The organism is Enterobacter sp. Taxon_8, from assembly GCF_058354585.1.
The window spans coordinates 1,246,435-1,265,598 of the sequence record NZ_CM177989.1 but is presented as its reverse complement, the minus strand read 5'-3'; the positions used below and the strand labels follow the sequence as shown (position 1 = coordinate 1,265,598).

The 19,164-nt window shown below is 53.3% G+C and carries 15 protein-coding genes; 4 read left to right on the top strand and 11 right to left on the bottom strand.

Translation table 11 applies throughout. The annotated features are described in order from the left end of the window. Nucleotides 1-5: 5 nt before the first annotated feature. The 10 genes from AC4IBF_RS06025 to AC4IBF_RS05980 all read right to left on the bottom strand — a co-directional run bounded on the left by AC4IBF_RS06025 (nucleotide 6) and on the right by AC4IBF_RS05980 (nucleotide 13,652). Nucleotides 6-1,238, bottom strand: coding sequence for a hypothetical protein (locus AC4IBF_RS06025; protein ID WP_325813742.1), 1,233 nt, complete (start codon nucleotides 1,236-1,238; stop codon nucleotides 6-8). Next, nucleotides 1,231-3,750: a type VI secretion system Vgr family protein gene (locus AC4IBF_RS06020; RefSeq protein ID WP_325813743.1), complete on the bottom strand. Its 2,520-nt coding sequence runs from the start codon at nucleotides 3,748-3,750 to the stop codon at nucleotides 1,231-1,233. The genes AC4IBF_RS06025 and AC4IBF_RS06020 overlap by 8 nt, the downstream gene beginning before the upstream one ends. Further along, complete coding sequence (gene tssH / locus AC4IBF_RS06015; RefSeq protein WP_491463200.1) at nucleotides 3,747-6,401, bottom strand: type VI secretion system ATPase TssH; 2,655 nt, start codon at nucleotides 6,399-6,401, stop codon at nucleotides 3,747-3,749. The genes AC4IBF_RS06020 and tssH overlap by 4 nt, the downstream gene beginning before the upstream one ends. A 156-nt stretch (nucleotides 6,402-6,557) precedes the next feature. After that, entirely contained in the window at nucleotides 6,558-7,049 is a 492-nt protein-coding gene (gene hcp, locus AC4IBF_RS06010; RefSeq protein WP_023325816.1) for a type VI secretion system effector Hcp, read from the bottom strand. A gap of 4 nt (nucleotides 7,050-7,053) precedes the next feature. Further along, on the bottom strand, nucleotides 7,054-8,760 hold the full coding sequence (locus tag AC4IBF_RS06005) for an OmpA family protein (RefSeq protein ID WP_348943024.1): 1,707 nt from the start codon (nucleotides 8,758-8,760) through the stop codon (nucleotides 7,054-7,056). Then, nucleotides 8,757-9,446: a type VI secretion system protein TssL, short form gene (gene tssL / locus AC4IBF_RS06000; RefSeq protein ID WP_491463199.1), complete on the bottom strand. Its 690-nt coding sequence runs from the start codon at nucleotides 9,444-9,446 to the stop codon at nucleotides 8,757-8,759. The genes AC4IBF_RS06005 and tssL overlap by 4 nt, the downstream gene beginning before the upstream one ends. Continuing rightward, nucleotides 9,443-10,783, bottom strand: a complete 1,341-nt coding sequence (gene tssK / locus AC4IBF_RS05995) for a type VI secretion system baseplate subunit TssK (RefSeq protein ID WP_136195525.1) — start codon at nucleotides 10,781-10,783, stop codon at nucleotides 9,443-9,445. Before tssK ends, tssL begins: the two co-directional genes overlap by 4 nt. Before the next feature lie 17 nt (nucleotides 10,784-10,800). Continuing rightward, the gene (tssC, locus tag AC4IBF_RS05990; RefSeq protein WP_115875938.1) at nucleotides 10,801-12,345 is read right to left on the bottom strand and encodes a type VI secretion system contractile sheath large subunit; all 1,545 of its coding nucleotides are present in this window, start codon (nucleotides 12,343-12,345) and stop codon (nucleotides 10,801-10,803) included. A gap of 32 nt (nucleotides 12,346-12,377) precedes the next feature. Further along, on the bottom strand, nucleotides 12,378-12,875 hold the full coding sequence (gene tssB, locus AC4IBF_RS05985; protein WP_111965220.1) for a type VI secretion system contractile sheath small subunit: 498 nt from the start codon (nucleotides 12,873-12,875) through the stop codon (nucleotides 12,378-12,380). Nucleotides 12,876-13,514: 639 nt separating this feature from the next. After that, nucleotides 13,515-13,652, bottom strand: coding sequence for a hypothetical protein (locus AC4IBF_RS05980; RefSeq protein ID WP_168708026.1), 138 nt, complete (start codon nucleotides 13,650-13,652; stop codon nucleotides 13,515-13,517). A gap of 12 nt (nucleotides 13,653-13,664) precedes the next feature. Here AC4IBF_RS05980 and lpxP point away from each other — a divergent pair, with 12 nt between their 5' ends. Together lpxP and ypdK are read left to right on the top strand one after the other, a co-directional pair. Then, nucleotides 13,665-14,585: a kdo(2)-lipid IV(A) palmitoleoyltransferase gene (gene lpxP, locus AC4IBF_RS05975; RefSeq protein WP_136195586.1), complete on the top strand. Its 921-nt coding sequence runs from the start codon at nucleotides 13,665-13,667 to the stop codon at nucleotides 14,583-14,585. 358 nt (nucleotides 14,586-14,943) lie between these two features. Continuing rightward, the gene (gene ypdK / locus AC4IBF_RS05970; protein WP_099458937.1) at nucleotides 14,944-15,015 is read left to right on the top strand and encodes a membrane protein YpdK; all 72 of its coding nucleotides are present in this window, start codon (nucleotides 14,944-14,946) and stop codon (nucleotides 15,013-15,015) included. A gap of 52 nt (nucleotides 15,016-15,067) precedes the next feature. Here the strand turns inward: ypdK and alaC are convergent, their stop codons facing one another. Further along, nucleotides 15,068-16,306: an alanine transaminase gene (gene alaC / locus AC4IBF_RS05965; protein ID WP_023308710.1), complete on the bottom strand. Its 1,239-nt coding sequence runs from the start codon at nucleotides 16,304-16,306 to the stop codon at nucleotides 15,068-15,070. A gap of 386 nt (nucleotides 16,307-16,692) precedes the next feature. On the opposite strand from alaC, the gene AC4IBF_RS05960 reads away from it, so the two are divergent. Together AC4IBF_RS05960 and AC4IBF_RS05955 are read left to right on the top strand one after the other, a co-directional pair. After that, complete coding sequence (locus tag AC4IBF_RS05960; RefSeq protein ID WP_115875940.1) at nucleotides 16,693-18,399, top strand: sensor histidine kinase; 1,707 nt, start codon at nucleotides 16,693-16,695, stop codon at nucleotides 18,397-18,399. Nucleotides 18,400-18,402: 3 nt separating this feature from the next. Further along, on the top strand, nucleotides 18,403-19,134 hold the full coding sequence (locus AC4IBF_RS05955) for a LytR/AlgR family response regulator transcription factor (protein ID WP_491463198.1): 732 nt from the start codon (nucleotides 18,403-18,405) through the stop codon (nucleotides 19,132-19,134). The last annotated feature ends 30 nt before the right edge of the window (nucleotides 19,135-19,164 follow it).

The following is a 19,164-nucleotide window of genomic DNA, read 5'->3' as shown; positions in this document are numbered from 1 at the left end:
TCTAATCATGGTATTTTTGTAAACACCATCCCCCCAAAAGTATGACTTAAGAACTCACCTAACGTCAATGATGTTCGTAGTGAATTATCTTTAACTTCACCCCATGAAAAAAGTCTCAACGACACAATTTCTTCTAAATTCGTTTCGTTAGTAATTCGTTGTCCGTTAGCTAGCTTTAACTCTCCATCCCAAACTATCCAGTGATCTTTGAATGGGACATCAGCGCCTTGTTGGAGCATACCCGCAGAGATCAAGCTTAAAATATGAACATCATTACTCATTAATGAGTTTAACTTACAAATATCACTTAAATTACTATGGTACATACTTATATTGCTAAATATTTTATGCGCACCTGCACTCAACATCCACTTTTCAATATCACCCCACAATGTAATTGCAGATACTTTATCCCCGACTGACTCATATTTTAACAAATTATTAGATGAATCACGCAAGCTTGCCATGGTAATCCAATCAATTGCGGAAACTCGGGGATGACTCAGCCCTGCGAACAAATCGCTTACTTTCATTGTGTTAGAACTTGGCTGGAGCAAAAAAGATCCCAACATTCCTTTACCATAACTCCATAGATCCCAAACTAGCTGCTCATAAACATCATATCGATCCATCATTAAACAATAGTAAAATGCTGCTGGTCCACATAACATAGAGTAATACTGGTTTGGATAATACTCTCCTTCTGGGTTTAATAGAGAAGCAGCCTTTCTGGCATCAAGCTCATTCTTTATAATGTTTTTTGTAAAAGGATCTAACGGGTCTCCAATTGGATGTTCCAGTGAGACAAAAAATCTTGGTTGGCAAGTAATTTGTACATTATGGATATTATCTTCACCTTTATCATTCACGGGTTTTGTCTGAGCTTTAGTCTCAAAATAACAGACATTTTCTCGTTTATTTTTTGAGTAGGCTTTCCCGGAGGCTATTTCACCCAGTGTATACATTTTTTTTACCGGGGATGAAAGCACCGAAATCAGTTTACCACCGTGTTTGCGATATAAGTTAATTTCTAAAATGTAGATCACTGACAAATCATCATCAGTCTCATTCGTATCATGAGGCTGAGTATAATAACTTGGGTCTACAGGTTGTTGTGCCACTGACAACAGAACATGCTTTTTATTATTGGCATCCGTTTTATATACATCAAGGTCATAAAACAGATCGGATACTGGTACATTTGATTCAATTTTTGTATATATCTTATACTTAGGCATTGATAACTCCCGGCATCATATGCAGTAACACATCCTGAGTCTGTGCAGAAGTAAACAGCCTCGTATACCCCTCACCATCACTAACACCTTCCAGTACTGAGCCATCAGCCAAAAATGCCCTGTAAGGAGTATTGAGCATTGGTGTTCCATTATCATCTGTGCACAAATAGCGAATATTGTGGCTGCCATCATCAATAGCATTCGCTAACGGTGAAATATCAGGCTTATGCTGCGCTCTCGTTTGTCTGGCATAATGCCCTGCTCTTGTCCTGAAATCTCCCATCGTCGCTGATTCAATGGCATTAACATCCAGAGTGATATAACTCCCACCACCATTTACCGTCAGCTTCTTCTTCGCGATGATTTTGATTTCATCCTCCGTGCTGACAATGCTGATTTCTTTACGTGCCAGCAATTCCATCAGGTCGTTTTGCGCCTGTACCTGCACCGGCCCCTGGTTCGCGATGAGCTTGATCCCCAGCTTACGAACAAACACGCTCAGGGCATTACCCACCCCGATGAACAGATTTTTCACCACGCTGACGTCGGCATTTTTACCGGCAGTGGCTATCAGGTTTTGCCCGGCTGATACCTGCAGATGTTGTCCGCTGGTCAGCGCCATTCCATCCGGTGCACTGAGCAGCAGCACTGATTTTTTGAGGTCTGTCAGCTGCTGTTCCAGCAGTTTGATTTGCGCCTGGAGATCGGCCGGGTTCGCGGTCGCCTTCTGCGCGTCACCGGAGAGGGATGTCATCTGCTCCCGGGCATCCCCCAGATTGCTGACCGCCGGCTGCATCTCCAGCACCTGGCCCTGTGCTTTCGTCTGCCCGTCAGCGCTGATAAAAATCCCTTTCTGTGCCCGGATGGCTCCCCAGCTGTCGGTTCTGAGCTCAAAACCCTCACCGCGCTTCTGCTTCTCCGCATCCACTAAATGTCCGAGATTCAGCTGACTCTTGCCGCCGTACTCCGTGGAGACCTTGATATGCTCCTGGTCGCGGCTGTCATCAAGGCGGATTTTGTTGTTCGCCGGGGTGCGCAGGACGTTACGTTTGTAGTTTCGGATAGTGACATGGTCACCGTGCGCCGAGTCGTGAAGTACGCCAGAAATGTACGGTCTGTCCGGGTTACCGTCCTCGAAACCAATCGCCACTTCGGTGCCCGCCAGCAGCGGCAGGTGCAGACCGTAAGTGTCGCCGGCATACGGGCGGGACTGGCGCACCCACAGGCTCTCGAACCCGGTTTCCCAGTTATCACGGTCAAACAGCATGTTGACGCGATAGCGGCCGTCTTTATCGATGTGACCGTAGGTGTCGTTCTCGGTGGTGCTCGTGACGCGTGCCGGCAAGGTGCCAGCCATCACCGGGCGTGAGCCAGGCACCGGGCGGAAACCAAAATCGGTGCTGTCCGGGATGCCGTCGAAGTTAACGCTAAAGTCTTCATCACGGCGCGCATGGCTGTGCATCGCCGTGATGACCACGCCCTGCGCAAACACGTCGGCCACTTCATACCCGCCGGTGACTTTCAGCAACATCCCCGGAAAAAGCGTCGGACAGCTGGTGATGCCCTGCGCCCGGGTCTGACCATTCAGGTAGCGCTCATGCCGGATACGGGCATAAAACGCCCCGGACTCCGGGGCCGGGTTGCGGTCATGCGCGCTGCCCGGCGTCAGGTAGTTATCCGCCCAGTGATAGGCATCCCCGTACGTGGTGACATCCCCGCGGGTCGCATCCACCAGGGTGTTCATGTCCTGCGTGGCCTGACGGTAGTTGTAGTTCCGGGTGCTGACCTGCTTCTGCACCACGTTGTGGTGGCACTCCATGCCCCAGACTGAATCCACGCCTTTTGAATGCTGGCCCGATGGCGGTACCGACGGCAGCGTCAGACCTTTTTCATACCCCTGCTGGCTGTCGTAAAACTCCACCACGTCAATGTTGAGGCGCGTGTCGGTGGTGAAGCGAAACCAGATACCGACCTCACCCAGCAGGCGGGTGATAAAGTGCAGGTCGTCCTCACCGTACTGCATCACCTGTTCACGACGCGGGTATTCTTTTGACAGCGAGAACAGAAAATCCTGACCGCGCATACCGTGGCGCTCGCGCAGGATTTTTTCCACGATTTGCGGAACCGACATGTCCTGGTAAATGGCGTTCTGGTGCGAGCGGTCGAGCAGCGCCAGACGTGGCCGGAGCGTCAGGGCGTAGCGGGTTTCATCTTTTGACGTGCTGAGGCGTTCAAAACCGGTCACCACGCCCTGAAGGGTGCGCACGGCCTGCTGCACTTTAATGCCGTAACCCTGGTCTACCGGGGCCTGTAGCGTCAGCGAGCCGGGCTTCATCAGCATCGCCTCTCTGGCGATAGCGTGGTCAATGCCGGTGAATTCAATACGGTAGCGGAACGGCGTGCTAAGAGCCTCATCACCTTCGAAAGAGAGCACGTCGAGTTCTGTGTCACATCCCTTCACCGCCAGCAGGTGGTGGCTATGGCTGTATCTTAATGGAGGATTATTACTCATGCGTCCACTCCCTGTTTCACATCAAATTCCAGCCCGCTCCCCTCTTCCTCACTCCAGCTAAAACGTAATGACTGTGGTTTCAGTTTTGCGGCCATATGGGTCAGCAGTTGCTGACTGAGCACCGGCAGAATTTGCTGATTGAGCAGGCTGTCGACGTTACGCGCACCGGTATCTGGCAGCAGGCAGGCTGAAGTCAGCGCATCATAAAGACTTTCATCAATGTGCGTGCTCAGGCCGTAGTGTCGATGCAGACGCTTGCTAACCTGTGAGAGTTTCATTTCCACGATGGTACGCATGGCTGCTTCCGAGAGAGGGCGGTAAATCACGGTCTGGAAGCGGGCCAGCAGCGCCGGCTGGAAGTGATCGCGCAGTATCGGACGCAGCAGCTCGTGAAGATCGCCTTCGCTGGCCTCCGGCTGTTCGTCAAGCAGCTGCATCAGGTGGTCGCTGCCGAGATTCGAGGTCATCAGAATGACGGTGTTGCGGAAGTCGATTTCACGCCCTTCTCCGTCGCGCATAAAGCCGCGGTCAAAGACCTGGTAGAACAGGTTCATCACGTCGCGGTGGGCTTTTTCGACTTCATCGAGCAAAACCACGCTGTACGGACGCTTGCGTACCGCTTCGGTGAGAATACCGCCCTGACCGTAACCGACGTAGCCCGGAGGGGAACCCTTCAGCTGGGAAACCGTATGCGGCTCCTGGTATTCGGAGAGGTTAATCGTAATGAGTGACTTCTCACCGCCGTACATGACATCGGCCAGCGCAAGCGCGGTTTCGGTTTTCCCCACCCCGCTCGGTCCCACCAGCAGAAACACGCCCTGCGGACCATTCTCGGAAGTGAGACCCGTTTTTGCCGCACGCAGACGCTGGGCGATGGCCTCAAGCGCCACATCCTGTCCGACCACACGTTTACCCATTCCATTTTCAAGGGTCAGCAGTTCGGTCTGCTCATCTTTCATCAGCGATGACAGCGGCACGCCTGTCCAGTCAGCAATCACGTTTGCTACCGTGCGTACATCCACATCCACGGAGAGCAGCGGGTTGCTGTGCTGCATGCCGTTCAGTTCCTGCTGCAGCGCGTGCGTCTCGCTTTGACGGGAGATGTCCTGGCGGCTTTCCAGCAGTTGTTCGGTGAGTTTCAGTTCCTGCCCGTACTGCGTTTCAAGCTCATCGAGGGCAACGATAAGAGCGTTCTCTTCCTGCTCAATGACGGTCAGGCGTTCACCATGGCTCTGATTGCCGACAGCAATATCTTCCAGCAGCGCCTGCTTCTCCATTTCAAGAGAGGTAATCTGCGAGCGAATGCAGGTCAGCTGTTCCGGTACCGTGTCGAGGCTCATTCGGACGCGCGCTGCGGCGGTGTCGAGCAGGTCAACCGCCTTGTCCGGCAGCTGGCGGCCCGTCAGATAGCGGCGGGAAAGCGTAACAGCAGCGCGCAACGCATCGTCGGTAATGTGCACGTTATGGTGTTCGGCATAGCGGGATTTCAGACCACGGAGCATCAGGCAGGCGATGTCATCGTCAGGCTCATCGACTTTTACCATCTGGAAACGACGCTCCAGGGCCGCGTCGCGCTCGAAGTATTGTTTGTATTCAGACCAGGTGGTGGCCGCAATGGTACGCAGTTCGCCACGCGCCAGCGCCGGTTTCAGCAGGTTCGCTGCATCGGCGCCCCCCGCCTGGTTGCCCGCGCCGATGATGGTATGCGCTTCATCAATAAATAGCAGGACCGGGGACGGGGATTGCTGCACCGCATCAATGACGTTTTTCAGACGCTGTTCGAACTCGCCTTTCACGCCTGCACCGGCCTGCAGGAGGCCCAGATCAAGGGTACGCAGAGTGACCGCTTTCAGTGATTCAGGCACATTACCCTCGGCAATACGCAATGCCAGACCTTCAACCAGTGCAGTTTTCCCCACGCCCGGCTCGCCGACCAGAATCGGGTTGTTTTTGCGGCGACGAGAGAGGATGTCCACCATCTGGCGTATTTCTGTGTCGCGGCCAAACACAGGATCGATCTTCCCTTCCTTCGCTTTGGCGGTGACGTCGAGGGTGAATTTATCCAGCGCGTTCTGCAGCGCAGGGCTCAGCTCCCCCTCTTTCATTTCCACGCCAGCCGGACGCCCGACAAACTCCACCTCACCACCGTGGCTCTGTGCCAGCTCGGCTTCGTGCTGCATTTCCGGACGTTCATCCGATTGCGCATCCAGCAAAGGTCGCAGGCGCTCCAGCTGGCTCTGACCAAGCGTTAACAACGGCCAAAGGCCGTCACAACGTGCCAGTTTCGGTTTTTCCACCAGGGCCATCAGCAGATGGACGCTGCGAATGTGCTCTTCGCCATGGAGTGAGGCCAGTAGCCAGGCTTGCTGCATCAGAGTCTGGATGTCCTCTGAGAGCTGGGGCCGATGGCGCACGGAGCGAGGTTGTCTGTCGAGCCAGCCGAGCAGATCCTGCCAGATGCCATCCATATCCCATTCATAGCGACGCGCCAGCACCGTCAGGTCACCCTCCCCCTGCTCCAGCAGCTTCAGCAGCCAGTGCTCCGGCAGAATTTCGGCATGGGCACGGGTCTGACAGAGCGAAGCTGCGCCTTCCATCGCTCGGGCACAGTAAGGGTTCAGACGACGTAACAGGATGGCTGGATTTTCCATGAGATTCTCTCTTTGTCGGTTCCTGGACACGCTACCGCCCCTCGCTGTTCACCAAAGCGCATAAGGTCAGGCAGGCAGATTGTTTTCTTTGCTGAGTGCCCGCATCTCAGGCACTCAGCAAAAAACTGCGGACAGGAAAACCTGCCCGCATCAGGATTACGCCGTGGCGCGTTCGTTCCAGGAATCGGAATGAATGATGTTGCCGTCTTTGTAGGTCCAGGTGATTTTTTCGTAACGCAGTTCAACGCGTTCAAGGTGGTTGTGCTTCTCTTTAGAAGGATCCTTGATGTCATACATTTCAGGATTCACTTTCACTACCTTCACGTTTTCCAGTTTGGTGTTGAAGTACTCCACTTCCTGACCCGCGTCGTTGATTTTGTACCACTTGAACTCAGCGGATTTCAGGGTCTGACCGGTGGTCACCGCCTTGTACAGGTACGGGCTGGAGGAATCGATTTCCTTCGTGAACAGGAACGGCGTGTGGATGCGGGTGCCGGTCAGCTTGCCGGTGTTGTTGTCGGTCGGGATGTACAGATTATGTTCCTGAGCGACCACTTCGATGCTGCCTTCACGATCCTGAACGTCAACAGACCCTTTGATGTCCGCGCCGCCGTCGTCCTTCAGCCAAAGATAAACAGGAATTGCCATGGAATTACTCTCCATTGTGTAGTGAAGCGCCATCATCCTGCGATGACGCCGGGTGTTTGCCGGGTATCTGACAGGCGTTCGCCTGCGGTACCAGACTAATTTCGACACGGCGGTTAAGCGCACGCCCTTCCGGGGTGTCGTTGGTTGCGACAGGGCGGCTTTCGCCATAGCCCTGCACCGCAAAACAGCTTTCCGGCACGTCGCCGGTGTCACGCATCCAGCTGCGCACTGCTTCGGCACGCTTCAGAGACAGCGTCTGGTTCAGTTGCGGATTGCCGGTGTTATCGGTATGCCCTGACACGACAATCAGCCAGCCCGGCTTCGCTTTAATGCCAACCAGTGAATTCACCAGCATTTTGGTAGAGCCGGCTTTCAGCACGAACTTGCCGGTATCGAACAGCGACATGCTGTCCAGCCTTACTATTTTCGGAACTGGTTTTGGGGCTGGCTGCGGTTTAGGGGGCGGCGGCACATACGAGCGGATCGCTTCCAGAAGGGGCATCCGTAGACGTTCTCCCTGATAAAGCCCCAGACCCAACCGGGCCGGTACACCGTTACGTGCATAGTCATCCAGCAGCGCCGCATTCTCGCGAAGGACCGCAACGGCGGTAGCCTTCGGGCCATAATCATCGATGGAGAGGCTGTCGTAACGGGCTATATCGAAGCTCACGCGATGCAGCAGCTGGCGATTGTTCCAGCCACTGCTGAGCAGCGCGGCGATGGCCGCCAGGGTGAAAAGACCAAGGGCGCAGCGCCAGGTGCGGGTCCGGGGAGTAAGTCCACTTCCTTCCGGTAACAGCGGCAGGATGAAATCCGGGAAGGGTGATATCACCGTACTGTCCGTCCCTACCGGTTGCCAGCCGGCTACCTGCTGCATGGCAGTATGACGCGATAACCACGTCGTCCAGGCAGAGGACGCACAGCTTCCGGCAAGAATCGGCCCCATTCCCCACAGCAACGCTGCAGGTGCAATGGCCGGAACATCAGGATTCTCATCGATGAATACCGCCTGGACATGCTGATGGAACCAGCTCATCAGGCTATTCATCAGCACCTGCTGCTGCATCACAGGCGCACCACCAGTGGTGACCCACGCGGCGATCGAACAAGGCGCATTAGACTCACGCCAGACAGTGCACCCTTCACCCGGAATAGCGGCCTGCCAGAGCATGTCATCCGTCATCGCGCTGCCGATCTGACCATTCAGAATCAATGGCACAGAATGTCCCGTTTCTTTACGCAACTGGCTGATTTGCCAGCGCAGAGCCAGCAGACGACTTGTCAGGGCTTCGCTGTCGACGTGTTTCTGCGGGCAGACACTGACCATCACCGACAGCTGACGCCCCCAGTCCGGATGCTGCCACAGAATCTGACGGGCTACATGTTCCAGATCCTGATGGTCCTCAACGCGGATCCAGCATCCCTGCGTGACCATCAGTTCCGGTGACCGTTGCGGCCAGGTCAGAGGCATATCGCCACAAACCAGCACCACGGGTTGACGGTAAGTGGTTTCAGGAAGGTCATCCAGATGCAGGGTGACGTCATGCTCCCGACGAAATCTGGCGATATACCAGAACGCGACGATAATCCCGAACATCGCCAGCAAAACGAGCACTGAAGCCAGCCGGGATACCGGCAGAAAAGCCAGACAGACCACGGCACTCAGCAGGGCGGCCCACAGCGCAAGAACGCGCTGTTGTACAGGACTCATTTTGCGACTCCCGGCAACAGGGTCAGCAGCATCTGATCGAGCCAGCGATCCAGTCCCCACCAGAGCGCGACAATAACAATCACGCTCAGGCCTATGCGCGCGGGCCATGACGCCAGCCAGCCCCCCGCCCCGCGCCCCGTGCGGCTTTCTGCCAGAACAGGGTGAGTCTGCGGATAGCTGAACGGCGTAACACGTTCATTGAGGGCGCTGACCAGCTCCTGGCGTTCCGGATCGTTCAGCGAGCGAAAGTTGCCCAGAAATCCGAGCATCATTACACGCTGGAAACAGGTCAGTACGGCATTGTCTGATGCAGGTTCACTCAGCACATCGCGCATCCTGTCACACAAAGTGTCACCCGCGTCCATTGTGCCAAGGAAGTGTCCCTGCAGAGGAATGTCATACCACTGCACACAGGCATCATCCTCTACACCGCGCCCTTTGACCGCCTCATCAAGCAATGCACATTGTGCAGTGAGGATATGCTTACAGCTGGCTTCATCGAGTTCACTCGCTTTCAGTTCACGCTGAACGCGTTCCACATCAGCGATACAGCGTTCCCACAAGACCCGACCTTCTCCTTCCTGAAACTGCGGGCCATGGCGAAGGCTGATTACCTGAAGCCAGGTATCCTGCAGCAGTGCGTCAATATCAACAGACACGACCGCGCCGTGTTTACGTTCACTCATGTTCTCAATACCGCAAAGAGTTCAAGTTCAGGCTCGCCGAGCATGCCCGGGACGTAAAACATACATGTCCCACTCTGGAGCATTTCAGTCGCCAGAGGATGGGAGAGATCGAGACTGAAATACTGATTTTCCAGGCGAAGCGGAATGGCAGCCGGCACATGCCGCAGTGGCACCAGGGGCACCCCCACCCGTGATGAATTGACGATACTCCTGACATGGTCAGGGCTGCCGACCTTACACTGACGTGGGAACTGTTCCTGCAGCTGTGCCACCGGCATCGGTGAACGCACTGAGAGGTAATAATCCGCCCCTTCGCGCAGACGCGGGTCATGCAGGCGAGCCTGCCAGAAGTGCAGCCGTGGGTCATAGTCGAGTGCCAGGGCCACCACCCGTGACGGCAGGCTGGCTTCAAGCAGATCGCCAAGCAAGTCAAACAGCGGTGGAAACACTGCATTGAGTTGCTCATGATGCCAGGCCGGAATGGCGCTCACCTGATGCTCCAGGGAGAAGGTCAGCAGGCTCCCCGCCAGGCGAGAAAGTTCCGGATATAGACGCTCCGGTGGGCTTTGCGGGTATCGCTGAAACTGTCCGAGCACGGGCTCGGCGCTGTTCAGCGCATTTAGCAGCCAGAACAGTGATACATCAGCCACGGCGAAGTCTGCCATACGCTCATTGCTTTCACGCCGCATTGCCATCAGACGGCACAGTCGGGCCCGCAGTTGGGTCATCAGCTGTTCCAGCTGAGTTACCAGCCAACGGCTGCCCTGGAGGGTCAACAACGGAGGGAGAAACGTCTCATCCAGTAACCACATCCCCTGTGAGTCCTGCTGCAGGCGGGCGACCGGACAGGTCAGATAATCGCTGTTGTTCTGATGCGCAAAACGCAGCGTCAGTTCCGGCTGCATCACGGCAATCTGACGAGTGTCTTCCCCAAAGGTATTGCGTACATCCCGCCAGCGCTGACGATATCGCACCGGACGCTCGGCCACCTCATCGGGTTTCAGGCAGTTGCCGCCGTTCGCCCGCAGTAGCGGGAGCGCCAGCACCACCGTCACCTCCTGCGATTCGCTTTCAAGCGACAGTACCGGTGGCAGCGAATCAGCATTGTTTGTATCAATCAGCGTACCGTCCTGAAAACGGACATGCAGATGACGGGCCTGCAGACGTCCAAGCCTGAGAGCTTCCGGCTCGAAGGTAGCATTTATAACCCCCCACGGGCAGGAGAGGCCCAGCCGGGCAATACACTCGGCAGACCAGGCCGCATAAGCGACCTGTTGCTGAAAATGCTGGGGAGCGACCATAATGCCCCTACCCCATAACGGTTGTTCCGTTTTCATCGGCTTCCTGCCTGTTATTACGATTTCGCTTTCGGCATCTGGGAAACCAGCGACAGGTTGACGTCCATCCCTTCCACCTGGAAGTGTGGAATCGCATACAATTTCACGCGGAAGAAGCCTGGGTTATCTTCAATATCTTCCACCACCACTTTTGCATCACGCAGTGGATGAGACGCCTGCAGCTCGTCGCCCGGATCGGTCATTTCTGTCACCAGACTGCGGACCCAGGTGTTCAGTTCCAGCTCCAGTAGTCGACGATCCTTGGTGGTACCGATGTTCTCGCGCTGAATTAGCTTCAGGTAGTGGGCGATACGCGACAGCAGGAAGATGTACGGCAGACGCGCATTGATACGGCTGTTGGCCGTTGCATCAGCGGTGTCATACAGCGCCGGTTTCTGAGTGGAGTTTGCTGAGAAGAAGCAGGCGTAGTCGCGGTTTTTGTAGTAGGACAACGGAATAAAGCCCAGATTCGCGAATTCGAATTCACGCGTTTCAGGGATCATCACTTCGCTCGGTATTTTTACCTGATTGCCTGTCCCCAGATCATAAAGATGGATAGGCAGATCCTGAACCGCACCGCCGGCCTGCGGGCCACGGATTTGGACACACCAGCCGTTATTAATAAAGCTACGCACCATGTTGGAAGCGAAGGCAAACGACGCATTCGTCCACAGGTATTTGTCGTGATCCGGACCTTTGACTTCTTCAACATAGTTGAAGCTGCGAACCGGAACGGTATCCGGGCCATACGGTAAACGTCCAAGCACGCGGGGCATCACCAGACCGATGTAGCGAGCGTCGTCCGTATCGCGGAACGATTTCCACTTGATGTACTCTGCGCGGTCAAAATAGTTACCTATATCTTTAATCGCCGCGACGTCTTCCATGGACTCCTTGAGGAAGAATTTCGGGCCTGCTGAGCCGATAAATGGCATATGTGCAGCCGCAGATACTTTAGAGATGTTGCGCAGCAGAGCGACATCCTGCGCTGAAGCATCGAACTCATAAGCGGAAATCAACGCCGCGATCGGCTCGCCGCCAGGGGTATCATATTCATCAATGTAGGTGTGTTTATACAAACCACTCTGGATGACTTCCGGGCTGTCTTCAAAGTCCTGGCGCAGCTCTTCTTTAGACATGCTCAGAAGCTCGATTTTCACGTTCTGGCGAAAATCTGTTTTATCAATCAGCGACTTCACTCCGCGCCACAGGCTCTCAACCGACTGAAACTCTTCATGGTGCATAACGGCGTCCAGCTGGCGGCTTATCTGGTAGTCGAGCTCAGCGATATGGTGATCGATCAGGCTTTTATCCAGTTTTTCGACCTTCGAGCCTGCCTTGGTCAGGCATTCCAGAAAGACCTGCATACCTGCGGTCAGACGCTCGTCTGCGGTCGCATCCGACATCGCCTGCGCATCTTGCCAGATGTCCAGCGCGCTCAGCTCAGAGACAGGGTTCAGATTGATTTTCTCAAACAGTGAGGCGTACACCCCACCCACAGCAGGGCGTTCCAGCACCACGCTTTCCCCGCCAGCAGTATTATTTTGTACAGACATGAGCATTCCTTGATTAATCCGTTAAAACAGCATGATGATTAAGGTTTTTTTGAAGCCAGCGCGGATAACTCATTTCGCAACTCAGCACTAAGCGTCTGGTCAAGAACGATTTTCTCCAGCTCTTTTCGGAAAGTCTGGTTATCCAGCAGGTTGGCCTTCAGATCGCGGAGCAAGTTGCGCATTGCCAGCATCGCCTTCAGCTGTGGAATTTGGGCCGCCACCTGCTCTGGCGTGAAATCTTTCATGCTCTGGAAAGTCAGCTGAATGTTGTCCTCACCGCCATCTTCAGACAGCGTATTTTTAACGGCCAGATTAACTTTTGGGGAATATTCGGAAAGAACGCTATCAAAATTATTTTTGTTGATATTAACTTTTTCACGCTCCGATATTGGTGCAGATTCCTGTCCATTACTGAAATCACCTGTAACAAGCAATTTCAAGGGTAATTCCATTTTCTTGCTTGCTCCGCCAGTATGCAGGTCAAGCTTCAGGTTAATACGTGCCTTAGGCACCTCATTCTGAAAACTGTCAGCCATTTAATCATCCCTCTTTGTTTAGCTATGCCAACTTCACGGTATCGTTCTTGATGCGCAATAATAGAATATTGATCGAAACAAAATCAAATACACAGATCATTTATCCATGACAAGAATTTTCTTAAGAATTTTCCTCTAATACATTATCGCAAATTGCCTAATTAACTCAGAAAAAGAAACTGCTCTTTTCGCACAAATCGAATATTTGTATCGCAGAAGGGATTGCAGCCAGAGAGATGTTAATAAAAACATCTTGTTTTGATTTGCATCACAGCACCACGCCAAAAAACGCTAAAGAACTGCAATATCTTATTGCGGCAAGATTAAAAGGGGAACGTAATCGAGGAAAGAAGGCGACCACTCCATTGACAGCATGAATAATACTTAAGAATTTTCATAAAGAAAATTCTTAAGTATTATATGAAGGGGTAAATAAACGCGTAAATATTAAATTTGGCGAAAATCAACGACGCATTTTTTTCGTTACGCTTTCTTTCTGAACGCTAACGCTACTGCGTTCCGCTGAGGCAGGAAAGGCGCTTTCCATGTGAAAGTCGATAAAATCTGTAAAATCAAGGACCTCTCGGACTGCCGCTTTTTTAATCAAAAACGAGTAATAGCACATATCGTATAACGGTGCTACATTACGTCGCCCGCCCAAATCAGCAGTGGCCAGGCAACGCCGTAAAGTTCGGTAAAGCCTGCAACCATCACCTTGAAGAACGGTCTTATCGGCACGTCGTATCGCAAACTCTGCGCTACCTTTACAGGCTTCATATAGGTTCTACTATTTTGTCTCAATCCAAATTTCAACGCGCGTTTTTACACCCGCGTTACTGGTTTACATGGTTTGGTCTTGGCGTACTCTGGCTGCTGGTTCAACTTCCATACCCGGTCCTGCGCTTGCTAGGGTCGAAACTGGGCAGCGCTTCCCGCGTTTTCCTGAAACGTCGCGAATCCATCGCGCGTAAAAATATTGAGCTTTGTTTTCCGCAGTACAATGCCGAAGAGCGCGAAAAACTCATTGCTGAAAACTTCAAGTCTATCGGCATGGCGCTGCTTGAAACGGGCATGGCCTGGTTCTGGCCGGATGAGCGTGTCCGCAAGTGGTTTGACGTGGAAGGACTGGATAATCTGAAACGCGCGCAGATGCAAAAACGCGGCGTGATGGTCGTCGGCGTTCACTTTATGTCGCTGGAGTTGGGTGGCCGCGTGATGGGGCTTTGTCAGCCAATGATGGCAACTTACAGACCGCACAATAGCGCTCTGATGGAGTGGGTGCAAACGCGTGGCCGCATGCGTTCCAATAAGGCGATGATCAGTCGTAATAACCTGCGCGGTATGGTCGGCGCTCTCAAGAAAGGAGAGGCCGTCTGGTTTGCACCCGATCAGGATTATGGACGTAAAGGCAGCAGCTTTGCCCCCTTCTTTGCGGTGAAAGACGTTGCGACGACTAACGGTACCTTTGTCATTTCTCGATTATCGGGCGCCTCCATGCTGACCGTGACGATGGTGAGAAAAGCAGATAAATCAGGCTACCGTCTGCACATCTCCCCTGAAATGGCTAACTATCCGGAAAACGAGTGCGAAGCCGCAGCGTTTATCAATAAAGTCATCGAAATTGAAATCATGCGTGCTCCAGAGCAGTATCTGTGGATGCATCGTCGTTTCAAAACACGCCCTCTTGGCGAAGCCTCGCTCTATATTTAAGCTCTTCATGAAGGTTAGTTTCGCTAAGAAACTAACCTTTTCAATCACCTGTCTTCCCGCTGAAAACCCGTCACTCATTGCGTCGCTCAAAGTGAATTTATTGCGTTGTGAAATCAAACTGTCGCCGTTCCACGACACTCGTAAGTAGCGGAAATTATTTAAAAAAATCCCTCTTGTCACCCTTCATTTTTAGGCGTACATTAGCGCCGTCTGGCAACAGGAAAGCACAGAATTCTGAGCTGGAGTCGGCGGCGTAACGGGAAAATTCTCATTTTCGTTTTGACCGGATTTCAGCTCTCTATAATCAGGTGGACTCTGTTTTTAAATGCGTACCACAAGATACGCGGAGCGATGAAACGTGAAATATTTCTTTATGGGCATTTCGGTGATTGTTTTAGTCTGGGCCGGAACCTTTGCCCTGATGATTTAGTGAAGAACATGCAGTCAAAAAAACAGGAGCCATCGGCTCCTGTTTTTTTATGTCATGACGATGCGGGATGTTCTGCGACGCTCTTTGAGGTGAGAAGACCATCGGCCCGGAACATACTCTTGATGCCCCTCACCGCCTGACGAATACGGTCGCTGTTTTCAATCAGGGCAAATCGCACATGGGTGTCGCCATAATCACCGAATCCAATGCCAGGCGAGACACACACCTTTGCATCCTGAAGCAGTTTTTTGGCAAACTCCAGCGATCCCATCGCCGCATACGGTTCCGGAATTTTTGCCCAGACGTACATGGATGCCTTCGGCATTTCCACCATCCAGCCCGCCTCATGCAAGCCTTTTACCAGCACGTCACGGCGGCGCTTATACTGGGCGGCAATCTCGTGAACGCACTGCTGGTCGCCCTCCAGGGCAGCGATAGCCGCGACCTGCAGCGGCGTGAAGGTGCCGTAATCGTGGTAACTCTTAATGCGCGCCAGTGCGCTCACCAGCGTTTTGTTACCCACCATAAAGCCAATACGCCAGCCCGCCATGTTGTAGCTTTTCGACAGGGTAAAGAACTCTACCGCCACGTCACGCGCGCCCGGGACCTGCATAATCGACGGGGCTTTCCAGCCGTCATAGACGATGTCAGCATAGGCTAAATCGTGAACCACCAGCACGTCATAACGCTTAGCCAGCGCAACCACTTTCTCGAAGAAATCAAGCTCCACGCACTGCGCCGTTGGGTTCGACGGGAAGCCGAGGATCATCATCTTCGGTTTCGGATAACTTTCACGAATCGCACGTTCCAGTTCGTTAAAGAAATCGACACCTTCCACCAGCGGCACAGAGCGGACCTGGGCGCCGGCAATCACCGCGCCGTAGATATGGATCGGATAGCTTGGATTAGGCACCAGCACCGTATCGCCATGATCCAGCGTAGCCAGCATCAGGTGTGCCAGCCCCTCTTTCGAGCCGATGGTGACAATCGCTTCACTTTCCGGATCGATATCAACCTGATAGCGATCCTGATACCAGCGCGAGATCGCGCGACGTAACCTGGGAATACCGCGAGAGGTTGAGTAGCCGTGCGTATCCGGGCGCTGGGCAACCGTGCAGAGCTTCTCAACGATATGCGGTGGCGTTGGGCCGTCAGGGTTACCCATGCTGAAATCAATGATGTCTTCGCCGCGCCGACGCGCAGCCATTTTCAGTTCAGCTGTGATATTGAAAACATAAGGGGGGAGACGATCGATACGCGTAAAACGGCGTTCAGGACTGAATTCAGCCATAGATTCCTCAGATTAACGTTAGCGCCCGGACCGTCCGAGCGACGTTGCCACCGATGTGGCATGTTTAGAAAATAACCTGAAAAAAATCATGCTGTCGAGAGGGAAGTGAAAAAAAAGCAATCGCCTGAAAACCGGAACCCTGCTGTGACGAAAAGCGGAAGCCCCTGTTTCAGGGTTGGCTTTCTGATAGCTGTTATTTAACAGGATGATATCAAAACAGTTACCTGACGATACGCAGGCTATAAAAAATCAGGACGTGTCCGTTACCGACAGACAATCCCCTTTAGAAATTATGGTTTTTCCTCATTTGATAAACCTGACGGATAGCTGGTCAATACGCGCCAGGTTTTTTATCATGGTTCTTTCCCGTTTTCCCAGGTCTACTCGTGCACGAAATATTTACTATGCTGCTGGCGGTTTTTGACCGTGCGGCATTAATGCTGATTTGCCTGTTCTTCCTCATTCGCATTCGCCTGTTTCGCGAGCTGTTGCACAAATCCGCACACTCGCCAAAAGAGCTGCTGGCCGTTACCGCTATCTTTTCCCTGTTCGCCCTGTTCAGCACCTGGTCAGGCGTGCCGGTAGAGGGTTCGCTGGTTAACGTGCGCATTATCGCCGTGATGTCCGGCGGAATTTTGTTTGGCCCGTGGGTGGGCGTCATCACCGGCGTGATTGCCGGAACCCATCGCTATCTGATTGATATCGGCGGCGTGACGGCGGTGCCCTGCTTTATCACCAGCATTATCGCCGGGGTGCTATCCGGCTGGATCAGCCGCAAAATCCCGAAAAAACAGCGCTGGCGCGCCGGGATCGTGGCGGGCATGGTGTGCGAAACGCTGACCATGATCCTGGTCGTTATCTGGGCCCCCACCACCGCGCTGGGGCTGGATATCGTCTCGAAAATCGGTATTCCGATGATTCTGGGCAGCGTGTGCATCGGCTTTATCGTGCTGCTGGTGCAAAGCGTTGAAGGCGAAAAAGAAGCAAGCGCCGCACGTCAGGCCAAGCTGGCGCTGGATATCGCCAACAAAACGCTGCCGCTCTTCCGTCACGTTAACGCGGAATCATTGCGTCAGGTCTGCGAGATCATTCGCCACGACATTCATGCTGACGCTGTCGCCATCACCAATATTGACCACGTGCTGGCCTACGTCGGCGTGGGGGAACACAACTATCGCGACAACGATGACACCATTAGCCCGACCACCAGACAGGCGATTAACTACGGTAAAATCATTATTAAAAACAATGATGAAGCCCACCGAACGCCGGAAATCCACTCCATGCTGGTGATCCCGCTGTGGGAGAAAGGCGTCGTGACGGGTACGCTGAAAATTTATTACTGCCACGCGCATCAGATCACCTCGACGCTGCAGGAGATGGCCATCGGCCTGTCGCAGATTATCTCGACTCAGCTGGAGGTTTCGCGGGCAGAACAGCTGCGTGAGATGGCAAATAAGGCAGAGCTTCGCGCGCTGCAGAGCAAAATCAATCCCCATTTCCTGTTTAACGCGCTGAACGCGATCTCCTCGTCCATTCGTCTTAATCCGGACACCGCGCGCCAGCTGATTTTTAATCTGTCGCGCTATCTGCGCTACAACATCGAGCTGAAAGATGACGAGCAGATCGACATCAAAAAAGAGCTGTATCAGATAAAAGACTACATCGCGATTGAGCAGGCGCGCTTTGGCGACAAGCTCACGGTCATTTACGATATTGATGAAGAGGTCAACTGCGTGATCCCGAGCCTGCTTATCCAGCCGCTGGTCGAAAACGCGATTGTTCACGGCATTCAACCCTGTAAAGGCAAAGGGGTGGTCACCATCAGCATCACCGAAAGCGGAAACCGGGTGCGGATTGCCGTGCGCGATACCGGCCACGGAATTGATCCTAAAGTCATTGAGCGCGTCGAGTCTAACGAGATGCCCGGAAATAAAATCGGCCTGCTGAACGTACACCACCGGGTCAAGCTGCTTTACGGCGATGGACTGCACATTCAGCGTCTTGAACCGGGCACCGAAATTGCTTTTTACGTCCCGAATGAGCGCTCTCCGGTCCATTCGACAACATCACTGTTGCCCCAGGTGGAGTAACCCATGAAAGTTATTATTGTCGAAGATGAAATTCTGGCTCAACAGGAGCTAACCTGGCTTATCAACACCCACAGCCAGATGGACATTGTGGGTACGTTTGATGACGGTCTGGACGTGTTGAAGTTTTTGCAGCATAACCGGGTCGACGCCATTTTTCTGGATATCAATATTCCGTCGCTGGATGGCGTATTGCTGGCGCAAAACATCAATCAGTTTGCCCATAAGCCGTTTATTGTGTTCGTTACCGCCTGGAAAGAGCACGCCGTAGAGGCCTTCGAGCTGGAGGCGTTTGACTATATCCTTAAGCCTTACCAGGAATCGCGGATTGTCAGCATGCTGCAAAAGCTGGAGGCCGCATGGCAGCAGCAGACAGCCCCTGCTAACGCCAGCCCAACGGTAAGGGACAACGACACCATCAATCTGGTCAAAGATGAGCGCATCATCGTGACGCCGGTCAATGATATCTACTATGCCGAAGCCCATGAAAAGATGACCTTTGTCTATACGCGGCGGGAATCTTACGTGATGGCGATGAACATCACCGAGTTTTTCAGCAAGCTGCCTGCGTCGCACTTTTTCCGCTGCCACCGCTCGTTCTGCGTGAATTTAAACAAGATCCGCGAGATCGAACCGTGGTTTAACAACACCTATATCTTGCGCCTGAAGGATCTGGATTTTCAGGTGCCGGTGAGCCGCAGCAAGGTGAAAGAGTTCCGCCAGCTTATGCACCTGTAAAGAAAAAGCCCTCTCCCGCGGGAGAGGGCC